Source organism: Profundicola chukchiensis, assembly GCF_029664245.1.
GTDB lineage: Bacteria > Bacteroidota > Bacteroidia > Flavobacteriales > Weeksellaceae > Profundicola > Profundicola chukchiensis.
In genome coordinates, this window is record NZ_JANAIE010000011.1 from 1 (window position 1) to 11,083 (window position 11,083).

10 protein-coding genes are annotated in these 11,083 nt (G+C 32.7%); 9 read left to right on the forward strand and 1 reads right to left on the reverse strand.

The window, feature by feature from the left end:
- Window positions 1–184: 184 nt before the first annotated feature.
- Window positions 185–712 carry a shikimate kinase gene (locus NLM59_RS11440; protein WP_304417919.1) on the forward strand — a complete coding sequence of 176 codons (528 nt, stop codon included), beginning with the start codon at window positions 185–187 and terminating at the stop codon, window positions 710–712.
- Here the strand turns inward: NLM59_RS11440 and NLM59_RS11445 are convergent.
- On the reverse strand, window positions 687–1,064 hold the full coding sequence (locus NLM59_RS11445; protein ID WP_304417920.1) for an RNA-binding S4 domain-containing protein: 378 nt from the start codon (window positions 1,062–1,064) through the stop codon (window positions 687–689). The two genes, NLM59_RS11440 and NLM59_RS11445, sit on opposite strands and share 26 nt — an antisense overlap.
- A gap of 215 nt (window positions 1,065–1,279) precedes the next feature.
- Between NLM59_RS11445 and NLM59_RS11450 the strand changes: the two genes are divergently transcribed.
- The 8 genes from NLM59_RS11450 (at window position 1,280) to NLM59_RS11485 (ending at window position 10,947) form a co-directional block, all read left to right on the forward strand.
- The gene (locus NLM59_RS11450; RefSeq protein ID WP_304417921.1) at window positions 1,280–1,981 is read left to right on the forward strand and encodes a hypothetical protein; all 702 of its coding nucleotides are present in this window, start codon (window positions 1,280–1,282) and stop codon (window positions 1,979–1,981) included.
- Between the two features lie 91 nt (window positions 1,982–2,072).
- Window positions 2,073–3,470 (forward strand): tRNA uridine-5-carboxymethylaminomethyl(34) synthesis GTPase MnmE, encoded by a 1,398-nt coding sequence (gene mnmE, locus NLM59_RS11455; protein WP_304417922.1) that lies wholly within the window; start codon window positions 2,073–2,075, stop codon window positions 3,468–3,470.
- A gap of 688 nt (window positions 3,471–4,158) precedes the next feature.
- Complete coding sequence (locus tag NLM59_RS11460; protein ID WP_304417923.1) at window positions 4,159–4,407, forward strand: hypothetical protein; 249 nt, start codon at window positions 4,159–4,161, stop codon at window positions 4,405–4,407.
- Window positions 4,408–4,616: 209 nt separating this feature from the next.
- Window positions 4,617–5,681: a beta propeller repeat protein gene (locus NLM59_RS11465; protein ID WP_304417924.1), complete on the forward strand. Its 1,065-nt coding sequence runs from the start codon at window positions 4,617–4,619 to the stop codon at window positions 5,679–5,681.
- Between the two features lie 115 nt (window positions 5,682–5,796).
- Window positions 5,797–6,513, forward strand: coding sequence for a hypothetical protein (locus tag NLM59_RS11470; protein WP_304417925.1), 717 nt, complete (start codon window positions 5,797–5,799; stop codon window positions 6,511–6,513).
- A 147-nt stretch (window positions 6,514–6,660) separates the two neighbouring features.
- The gene (locus NLM59_RS11475; RefSeq protein ID WP_304417926.1) at window positions 6,661–7,716 is read left to right on the forward strand and encodes a hypothetical protein; all 1,056 of its coding nucleotides are present in this window, start codon (window positions 6,661–6,663) and stop codon (window positions 7,714–7,716) included.
- Between the two features lie 553 nt (window positions 7,717–8,269).
- The gene (locus NLM59_RS11480; protein ID WP_304417927.1) at window positions 8,270–9,754 is read left to right on the forward strand and encodes a type I restriction-modification system subunit M; all 1,485 of its coding nucleotides are present in this window, start codon (window positions 8,270–8,272) and stop codon (window positions 9,752–9,754) included.
- Complete coding sequence (locus tag NLM59_RS11485; protein ID WP_304417928.1) at window positions 9,751–10,947, forward strand: restriction endonuclease subunit S; 1,197 nt, start codon at window positions 9,751–9,753, stop codon at window positions 10,945–10,947. The genes NLM59_RS11480 and NLM59_RS11485 overlap by 4 nt, the downstream gene beginning before the upstream one ends.
- The last annotated feature ends 136 nt before the right edge of the window (window positions 10,948–11,083 follow it).

The window sequence follows — 11,083 nt, forward strand, 5'->3', positions numbered from 1 at the left end:
AACCCAGGACCCCAACATTAAAAGTGTTGTGCTCTACCAACTGAGCTACCGAGTCTGTTACTGTTTTCTTCGTAACGGATTGCAAATATAAAACGATTTTGTTTCACACCAAATAATTTTGCAATTTTTTTCTTTTTTATCTTTGCGATTCATCTTATTAAATTGATAATTAATCCATTACAATATGAAAGTTTCTTTAGTAGGTTATATGGGCAGCGGAAAAACAAGCGTCGGTAAACAATTGGCTGAGCTTATGGGGTTGGGATTCATAGACTTAGACGAATATATAGAAGTCAGAGAAGGAAAGTCGATTCAGGAGATTTTCTCTGAGAAAGGCGAAATTTATTTCCGAAAATTAGAAAATGAGCTTCTAAAGGAAGTTTTGAGTGAGAAAAGTTTTGTGCTTTCAACCGGAGGTGGAACACCCTCTTTTTATAATAATATGGATTTAATTAATAAAAATAGCTTGAGTTTTTATTTACACGCCAGTCCCACGGCTTTGGCAGAAAGATTAAACCAAGGCCAAGTTGATCGTCCATTGATTGCTCACGTAGCACCCGAAGATCTTGTGGAGTTTATTGCCAAACATCTATTTGAGCGCAACGCATTTTATCAAATGGCACACGAGAGTATAGCAACAACTAATAGGAGTATAGAGGAGGTAGTTTCAGCGATTCACGAGAAAATTAAAACTCATCAAAATCTGTCATAAAATCATCTAAATCCCTACGGTCTCTCTTGGTAGGTCTACCTTCGCCCTTAGAGCGGTAATAATTTTGAGAAGATCTTCTAAGTTCTAATAAATCTTTTTGTTCCTTGTCGGTTCTGTCTTTGATGTAGAGAGAAACCAACTTAGCGCCCATTCTGCTTTTGGGCATTTGTAGCACTTCAAAAGTGTAGATAATTTGGTCTTTTCTAACTTTAACCAAGTCGCCCACCAAGACTTCTTTCGCAGGTTTTGCTAATTCATCATTTACCCAAACTCGATTTTTCTTCACCTCGTCGGTGGCGATGCTTCGGGTTTTGAAATAACGGACGTACCACAAAAATTTATCAATTCTCATGGCGTAAATTTAAGAAAATAAGAGAACTAATCGAATTTATAAGCTTTAAGATTTATTCAATAAACATTGAATTAACACGTTAATATTAGATAAATTAAGCTTTCCTAGAAGGATGTTTAAAGTTTATTTAAAAAATAAAGCAACCCAAGCAGCACTTAGTCGTCTGTATTAAATAAGATTCTTTGTATCTTGCACACCTTAAATTTAAAACAAATATGAAATTACAATATTTAGCTGTTCTATTACTTACAATTTTTGTTTCGGTATCTTCTTGTAAAAGTGATGATGATGGGGTCAATTTATTGCCTCAGGAACAACAAAATAGTATAGATGATCAAGCGATTGTTAAATTCTTAAATGACCATTATTTTAATAGTGTTGGAAAGGTTACTAGGTTTCGTGATGATTCTCCAAACGACGACGAAGAAACTCCATTAGCTGAGTTAGCACAAATGGACCCGTCTGGTTATTGGTTTGTTAAAAGACCTGGTGTTGAGGCTAACGGAAGAGCGATTACCAATCCGGCGAATGACAGTATTTTAATTCAATATGAATTGGCTGCATTTCAAGGTAAAAGCCTAAACGATTCTATTTACTATACTTTGCCTAGCAATATTTCTACAACCATTAATACCACAGGTTTTCCTATTTGGGACCCTTCTTTTTATTACAAAGACATTTCAAATTTAGACAATGCTCAGAAAAAGTGGTATGAAATGGAAGGAATTCAAGATGGTTTAAAACATTTTAATTCTAAGGATAAAGCAGTGGATGCTCTTCCTGCAGTTGATTTCCAAGGAATCATTATTGTTCCATCGCGTTTAGCTTTTGGGCGAGACTATAACACCTTAAATCTAGGTCCAGATAACTCTATGTATCTTAACTTTGAGTTATATAAAGTGATTGACAGAGATTAATTTAAAGATAAAATTAGCTAAAGAAAGCCGTTGGAAACAGCGGCTTTTTTTAATGCCATAAATTGACGAATAATGTTCTAACTTTGCATTTATGAATTTTGAAGAAACAATTATAGCACCTGCATCCGGCAACAGTTCAGCTGCCATTGCACTCATCAGAATTTCGGGAAGTCAAGCCATTGAAACTACAGAGGCTCTTTTCAAAACACGAAAGAAATTATCGGCATCTGCCTCGCACACCCTGCACTTTGGTAAAATCATGGACGGCGAAGAAATTGTAGATGAGGTGTTGGTTTCCTTGTTCAAAAATCCACATTCCTATACAGGAGAAGATGTGGTAGAAATCTCATGTCATGGCTCGGTGTACATTCAACAAAGAATTATAGACCTTTTTATTTCTAAAGGCTTAAGGATGGCTAATCCAGGAGAGTTTACCATGCGTGCTTTCAAAAATGGTAAATTAGACTTGGCACAGGCTGAAGCTGTAGGTGACTTGATTGCATCTGACTCTAAAGCATCTCATAAGATTGCGATGAACCAAATGAGAGGTGGAATTTCTAATGATTTACAGGCTTTGCGCAAGGAGTTGATTCACTTTGCCGCGATGATAGAGCTGGAGTTAGACTTTTCTGGGGAAGATGTAGAGTTTGCGGATCGAACGGGGCTAATGAATTTATTGAGTAAATTAAAACAACACATTCAGCCACTTATTGATTCCTTTGCTTATGGAAACGCTATAAAACAAGGGGTTCCGGTTGCTATTTTGGGTAAACCCAATGCCGGTAAATCATCTTTGTTAAATGCTTTATTAAAAGAAGATAGAGCCATTGTTTCTGATATTGCTGGTACGACTCGAGACACCATAGAGGATGTGATTATATTAAACGGTATCAAGTTTAGATTGATAGATACCGCTGGACTTAGAGAGACTACCGATACCATTGAAGCTATGGGCGTTAAGCGTTCTATTCAAAATGCGCTAAAGTCTAAAATGGTTTTATTCTTATACGATCGACAAGACACGACAGAAGAGGAGATTATAGAAATGCTGAAGCCTTTGTTTGACAAAGAACTTGATTTATTTTTAATTGAAAACAAAATCGATAAACATCCTCACAAGGAGGAATTCTTAAGTCGAGATGTGATTGCGATGTTGAAACAACATTTTGAAGCAGTAAACGAACAAGCTATTTCAGCTCATCAAGCCGAAAGTGTGCATGAGTTAGCTGAAAATTTAGCAGAATTTGTAAAATCATGGCATCAAGATGATCAAATGGTAATTACTCAAACCAGACATTTACATGCGCTAAAGAGTACGCTAGACTCCATTCATGATATTGAAAATGCTATGGAAATGAATATTCCTAGTGATTTAGTAGCTCAAGATATACGTTTGGCTATTCAACACCTAGGAAGCATTACAGGAGAGATAGATGTAGATAAAGATATATTAGAAACCATATTTGGTTCTTTCTGTATTGGAAAGTAAATAAGGATAACAACAGATAATAATAAAAAGCCTAACAGTTGCTTGACGTAGCGATTGTTAGGTTTTTTTGTTTCCAATTAGTGTATTGCAACCTTATAATAAGCTGAAAAGTAAAGTATTTCGCAGCATATTGGTAGGGATTTATAAAGAAAAATAGAATTATCTAAAGGATTGATTATCAGATTAATCAATTGGTTTGAAAAAAAGCTCTTGAACTTCTTGAAAAAAGCTCTTGTACTTTTTATAAAAAGCTTTTGAGCTTTTTTAGAAAACCTCTTGAGCTTTTTTGTTGAAGATGCGTATAAATCGTTTTAATCATCTAGATCTTTTTCGTAAATCATTTGATGAAAAATTAATCATATGCATATCCTCGAAAGAATTGTGCTTAAGTTGAGGTTAGACTAAGAGGTAAAAACCAGTGGAAACCAAAAGAAATAAATCATTAGAAAAGTATTTACTATTCATTTTAGAAGAAGTAGGTCGTTTAACAGATATTAAAAATTAGGATATTGGGCTTATGGATAGTAGCCATTTAGCAACCAAAAGTCAATTGGAAAGCTTATTTGAATATACTATATTTGATGGAGTGAAAAAATAATGGATATGTCGCACAAGGTGAATATAACAGCCATAATTCCATTAAAACTTCGTTTATAACTATGTTGTAAGCAATTAAAACAGAACGAAAATGAAAAACTTATTTACCTTTTACATTTTGATTTTGGCACCACTCGGAATTCTATTCTGGCTGAATAAATCTGACTTGATTAACGGAACTTTATTCGTTGGACTAATAATTTTTTACGCATTAATTTACCGAACTTATACTGACGGAAAAAGACTTGCGGATAAAAATATCATTGCGAAAAAAGATATTTGGAAAATGATAATTCCTGGAAATCGACTTGAGCATTTTAAAGAATTATATCTGAAATAAAATTGACTGAACTGAATAAAAAAATTGAACGTAAATTCGAGCGGAATAAAAACTGCTTACAACACCGTGTATAATTAATTGCTTTTTTCAGCTTACTTACGAACATTCCTGCGGAATTTTCACGGGTTCGTAAAAGTTTGCTAAATTATGTGCTTAAACTCGCAACTAACCATACACAAACACATTAGCAAACATAAGAGAACAGAAATATGAAAAACCCAATCTTCATAATTTTTATAGTTATTCTATCGTTTTCTTGCTCGAATTATGACAAAGAAAAATGGTCGATTCATAATGGAAAAGGGATTGAAAATGGGAGTTTTGATTTATTGAAATTTAAAACCGACTCAATTGGATATTTAGGTGGTGGAATAAGTTATACCGAATTTGATGATAATGGAAAATTAATTTCTAATTCTGATTCAACTGCTTTATATAAAACCAATAATGGAGGGAAAAATTGGAAAAAAATTAATTTAAACCAAGAAGGCGAAATTCGAGATATTAAATTCTTTGGAGATAAATCTTATGCTTTAAATCAATCATTATATACGAATAGTAAAATCGTAGTTTCCGAAAAAGAAGATAATGAATGGAAACAAATCGTAGAGTTTGAGGAAGGCGATTATGTGAGGGATTACGAATATTTAGATTCCAATGGACTATTTGTAGTTATAAGCAATAACTCTAAAGTATCTTTATTAAAGGTTACGAATAGAATAGATACAATAAAAACATATTCTTCTCAGAATTATAAAGTTCAAGTCAAAGACGGAAAAATGTATATGATATATAATTCAGGCGGAGCATATTCAGATGGTGTAATCTTATATGATTATTTATTGAATAAAGAAACTACAATACCATTTGATAAAAATTATTGGATTTACTCGACATTTATTAATGAGAAAAATGAATTTTTCATTGCTGTTAGTGATAAGGAAAATGAAACAAGTAAAATCTTCAAAATGTCTAATAAAAATTTAACAGAAATAAGTCTTAATCAATATCAAAAATATTCTTTAGGACAAATTTTTGTAAGAGATAGCTTAATCTTCATAGATTCCAATAAGCCTGAGAATGTTGGTCCCATTGGTGTAACTCACGAATTACTTTACTCAACAAATGGAGGTGTTGACTGGGAAATTGAAAACTATCCTTTTTCTCTTATTGTCAAGCCTGCTTTTCTTAAAAAGAATGGCAAATACATTGCTTATCAAGGAATGAAAAAGTTTCAAGAAATAAATACGTTTGCTAACAATGTGTATAAGTAATAGCGGTTTAAGTGATAAAACGAAAGATTAAACATAAAACAAAGGTCAGTGCTAAAATTAATGAGTAAAAACCCGCTACTACTCATACACGAGACCGTTGTGCTTAATTAGAAAAATGAAAGAATCAATAATAGAAAAGCAAATTGGAATTCTAAGAACCATTTTAGGTGATTTAGCAGAAAATAACAAAAATGGAGATGATGATTTTATTGAATTTACCAATAAATATTTTTGTTTTGATACAAATTTTGGTTGGAATATTTTGATGAACGCTTTCTATGTTTTTGAGGATACTGAACTTGCTAAAAGTGATTTCGAAAAATTCGGCTTACAAGGACCTTCTAGACACAAAAATACTGGAGAAAAATACTTGCGCTTATATGGAGTTTTAAACTCTTTTTATCAACAAAATTTAGCTCTTATTAATTTAGTTAAGTTATTTCATTTATCACCCGAGAAAGAAATAATAAATCAATTAAAAGATTTAGATTGCATAAAACTTAGAAATAAAATTGCTGCGCATTCAACGAATTATTCAACAGACGTAAATAATAAAGAGTTTGATGTTTATGAAATATCAAGACCTGAATTGCAACGAGGGAAAATACGATTATTAAAAAATCAAGACATTTTTGAAACATATTTATTAGATGAATTAATAGAAGATTTTAATAAAAAAGTTCAAGAAATACTAAGTGAAATCTTAAAGAAATTCATAAAGAAAAAGTTTAATAATCAAGGAAAGCATTTTGAGGAATTTATAAAACTTGAGAAGCTACGAAATGGAGCTATCGAATTTGGAAATACTATAATTGAATTTAAAAATAACTAAGCACAACAATGGCTATAAGTAATTGCTTGTTCTCGCCTACTTCTGAAAATCCTCGCGGATTTTCCATCGGAGTTTTGTACTTTTAATGGTTCGTGACGAGCCACGCAACGGCTCATACACGAGAAACGTTGTAGCCAATTTGAGAAAATGAAAAAACGATTAATCATATTTTTACTTTTGATAATATCAATTTCATCTTTTGCTCAAGAAGTTGAAATCGGAACGATATTCACTATTGAATTTAAGAGTATTGAACAGAACTTGAATTTTAAAATAGTTTCCCAGAAACCTTTTAATGGAATTATTGACGATTCAAAAATTGATTCAATAATTAAAACCAAACCAAAGGATAATCAAATAGTTGGTGTTTTTGCTAATGGGAAATTTGGGAATAACATTAATTCTATGCTTGTTTTGATAAGTGGATTGACGGACTATATTGATTACGATTTACTAATCAAACTGCCGAGAAAAAGAAAACTTCAAAAAACATCAACTTCAACCCTTTTTAAGGGTGTAAAATCAATAGAATATTGGTCATATCAAATTGATAAAATCGAATTTGTAAAGTTCAAAACCATTCCAAAAGAAAATTTTGAACAATTTCATTTTGAGACAAAAATAGACTCAACTTGTATAAAGAATGCAGATAAAAATATTGAGTTTGGAGAACAAGAGTTTAAAACTCATCTTGAATTGACTGTTTCAGAATTTGAAAATAACAAAGATATTGAGATTGGAAAAATGTTGAAATATGAGAATACGATTAATTCAATAGATGTTTCACTTGGACACTTTTGGTCACTCGGAGAAGGTATTTACCCAAATGAGAAAGGATTCAAATTTGGAAACCCGATTAGTTATCGACGCTATGAATGTCCCTATTTTGACGGGAAAACAAATTATTTCTTCACAAAAGACGATAAAAACATTAAAGTTGTTTCATTCAATTGGGAAACGTTCCAAGAATCTAATTTTGGAATTAGTCCAAAAATAAAAACAGATTTAAATGAAAAATTTAATTCTAAATATGCCTTTATTGTTAAAGCTGTAAGCGAATTATTAGGTAATCCACTAGACATAGAACAAGAGGAAGACTCTGGTAGAATTGATACTAAATGGAAATCAACAAACGGAATTAATGCTTACCTATTTAAGTTTAAGACTTATAACGAAATTAGATTATACATTTATAAAGAATAAAAAAACTGGCTACAACAATGGCTATAAGTAATTGCTTGTTCACGCCTACTTACGAAAATCCGTGAGAATTTTCTGCTTGGAGTGAGATTGTAAAGCCTGAGACTACTCAACCTTACCACCTTATTTAAAACACAAATTCCAAAGATGTAAAAGCTTCATACGGACCTATTTCATTTTAAAAATAGACGTCCTTTTCTATCCCATCATCTTTCCACCCAAATTGGACTATTTTGGACTTTTTAATGATGCTTGGTCTGCTTATATTTAGCCACGTTTATCTTCTATGTATAGTTAGGTCTTAAGTTGATGGGATATCCATTGCTAATAAGGTCTTTAAGAGCCTATAGAAGAGGATAAACTATCTTAAAATTTCAATTAAAATTTGGATGATTTAATGCGTAATGCGGTATTAGAACTAGTGAGATCTTCTGATGTCGTAGTGCTTACGCAGTCTATTATCCCATATATTTTAAGGCTTGGGTAGGGGGAATGCTTGCCAAAGTTTGCCGAAGAGATTTTTAAGAATTACATTTAAAACCCAAAACATTAAAACATGATTACTGGAGAAACTAAAAGTAAAATAGATAGAATATGGAACGACTTCTGGACTGGAGGTATTTCTAATCCATTAACTGTCGTAGAGCAGTTTACCTATCTTATCTTCATAAAACAATTAGACGACAAACAGATTCTAATGGAAAAAAAGGCCAACCTATTGGGTGTGCCGATTGAGAAGCCTATTTATACCGAAGAGCAAAGTCCATTGCGATGGTCTAACTTTAAAAATAAGGATCCAGAAACCATGTTTGATTTGTTTACCAAGCAACAGCGTGAACTGAATGACATTACAGCTTTTGATTTTATGAAAACCATCGGAGCTGAAGGTGGTGAGTTTGCTAGGTTTATGAAGGGGGCTATTTTTATGATTCAATCGCCTAAGTTGTTAGATAAAGTGGTGCAACAGATAGATGAGCTACCTCTAGACAACAGAGATACCAAAGGTGATTTATATGAATACATGCTTTCTAAGATTGCCGAAGCAGGTACCAACGGACAGTTCCGTACGCCGCGCCATATCATCAATATGATGGTAGAAATGACGCAGCCTAAAAAAGATGATATCATTTGCGACCCAGCATGTGGTACAGCAGGGTTTCTAGTTTCTGCGGGTGAGTATATTTATCATAACCACAAGGATTGGTTTAATGACAAAACATTTAGAGAGCACTTTAACGATAAGATGTTTAACGGTATCGAATTCGATCCTTCTATGTTGCGTATTGCAGCTATGAACTTGCAATTGCACGGTATCGAAACGCCTGTGCTTATTGGTAAAGATGCCTTGAGCGAGGCCAATGCTGGCATTGAAAACGAATACACCCTAATTCTAGCCAATCCACCTTTTAAAGGAAGTTTGGACTATGATGAAGTAGAGAGTAGTTTGTTGCAGACCACCAAAACCAAGAAAACAGAATTACTGTTTTTGAGTTTAATGTTGCGTACCCTAAAGGTAGGAGGACGAGCTGCTGTAATTGTACCCGATGGTGTTTTGTTTGGTAGTTCTAGAGCCCACAAGAGCATTAGAGAAGAATTGGTGAACAACCAAAAACTAGAAGCCGTTATTTCTATGCCTTCTGGTGTGTTTAAACCTTATGCTGGAGTTAGTACGGCCATTTTATTCTTTACCAAAACCAATTCTGGCGGAACAGATAAGGTTTGGTTTTATGATATGCAGGCCGATGGGTATAGTTTAGATGATAAGCGTTCTGAGATTAAAGAGAATGATATACCTGACATCATAGAACGTTTTAAAAATTTAGAAGCCGAAGCCGATAGAGAACGCACCGATCAGAGTTTTATGGTGCCTCTGGAGGAGATTAAAGAAAACGATTGGGATTTATCTATCAACCGTTATAAAGAGATTGTCTATGAGGAGATTGAGTATGAAGATCCAAAAGTGATTATTGGTGCAATAAAGGAGATTGACAAATCAAGAAAAGAAGCATTAATTAATTTGGGAAATATAATTAACAAATGAAGATAGTTGCGTTAGGAGATTATATAAAGCAAGTTAGAGGTGTTTCATATAAATCAGGAGATAGTATAAAAGAGCCTAAAACCGGGTATTTACCTGTGTTAAGATCAAATAATATAGAGGAATCAAATATTAATTTTGATGACTTAGTTTATGTTCCAGAAAAATTAATTAAAGAAAATCAACTTTTAAGAAAAGGAGATATTCTTTTAACTGCATCTACAGGTAGTATAAAAGTTATTGGTAAAAATGGTTATATAGAGGAGGATTACAATGGTTCTTTTGGGGCCTTTTGTAAGGTTGTAAGACCACTAAAATCAATTGATTCTAGATATTTGAAACATTATTTTCAATCAAAAAATTATAGAAGATATATTAAGAATATAGTTAATGGTGCTAATATAAATAATATTAAAAATGGTCATATAGATGAACTCAAAATCCCTCTTCCCCCATTAGAAACCCAAAAGAAAATAGCGGCCATTCTAGATGAAGCCGATAAACTGCGCCAACTAGATCAACAACTCATCGAAAAATATGACGAGCTAACACAAAGCCTGTTTTTGGATATGTTTGGGGATCCTGTAATGAATCCAAAGGGATGGGATGAGATTAATATTGAGAAAATATCAATAATAGTAACTAAAGGTTCATCACCTAAATGGCAAGGATTTGATTATATAGATTCTGGTGTTAGATTTATAACTAGTGAAAATGTAAGATTAGGTTTTCTTGATTGTGATAAAGATAAATTTGTCAGTGAAGAATTTCATGATAAATTAGAACGTTCGAAGCTTAAAGAAAATGATTTATTGGTGAACTTAGTAGGGGCAAGTATTGGAAGAGGTGCTTTGATGGAGAGAAAGTATTTACCAGCAAATATAAATCAAGCAGTAGCTAAAATCGAACTTAATATTGAGAAAATAAATCCAGCTTTTGTTTTAAATCAAATAATTACTCCTCAAATTCAAGAAAGATTAATTGGAAATAAAGTAGAGGGAGCTCGAGCTAATATAAGTTTGAAAAACGTTAGAGAATTAAAAATACTTTATCCCCCAATTGAAATTCAAAATCAATTCGCAGAACGTGTTGAAGCTATAGAAGCCCAGAAAGCTTTAGCTCAACAAAGCTTAGAAAAAAGCGAAGAATTGTTCAATAGCTTGTTACAAAAGGCTTTTAAAGGAGAACTGGTATGAGTTTGCTAAGGTTAATTTTTGTTTGCTTCCTATTCATCTGTATACCGGCTTGTAAAGAGTCTTCAGCTAGTTCTTATAGCGATTTTGATGATGAAGAAAGCTATACTTATGAAGAGGAAGAAGAAGCCTATCCAGA

What these genes read in the sequence shown, in the direction of transcription:
- NLM59_RS11465 (WP_304417924.1), top strand. Translation starts at nt 4,617, where the DNA reads ATGAAAAACCCAATCTTCATAATTTTTATAGTTATTCTATCGTTTTCT.
- NLM59_RS11485 (WP_304417928.1), top strand. Translation starts at nt 9,751, where the DNA reads ATGAAGATAGTTGCGTTAGGAGATTATATAAAGCAAGTTAGAGGTGTT.
- NLM59_RS11440 (WP_304417919.1), top strand. Translation starts at nt 185, where the DNA reads ATGAAAGTTTCTTTAGTAGGTTATATGGGCAGCGGAAAAACAAGCGTC.
- NLM59_RS11475 (WP_304417926.1), top strand. Translation starts at nt 6,661, where the DNA reads ATGAAAAAACGATTAATCATATTTTTACTTTTGATAATATCAATTTCA.
- NLM59_RS11470 (WP_304417925.1), top strand. Translation starts at nt 5,797, where the DNA reads ATGAAAGAATCAATAATAGAAAAGCAAATTGGAATTCTAAGAACCATT.
- NLM59_RS11460 (WP_304417923.1), top strand. Translation starts at nt 4,159, where the DNA reads ATGAAAAACTTATTTACCTTTTACATTTTGATTTTGGCACCACTCGGA.
- NLM59_RS11450 (WP_304417921.1), top strand. Translation starts at nt 1,280, where the DNA reads ATGAAATTACAATATTTAGCTGTTCTATTACTTACAATTTTTGTTTCG.
- NLM59_RS11445 (WP_304417920.1), bottom strand. Translation starts at nt 1,064, where the DNA reads ATGAGAATTGATAAATTTTTGTGGTACGTCCGTTATTTCAAAACCCGA.
- mnmE (WP_304417922.1), top strand. Translation starts at nt 2,073, where the DNA reads ATGAATTTTGAAGAAACAATTATAGCACCTGCATCCGGCAACAGTTCA.
- NLM59_RS11480 (WP_304417927.1), top strand. Translation starts at nt 8,270, where the DNA reads ATGATTACTGGAGAAACTAAAAGTAAAATAGATAGAATATGGAACGAC.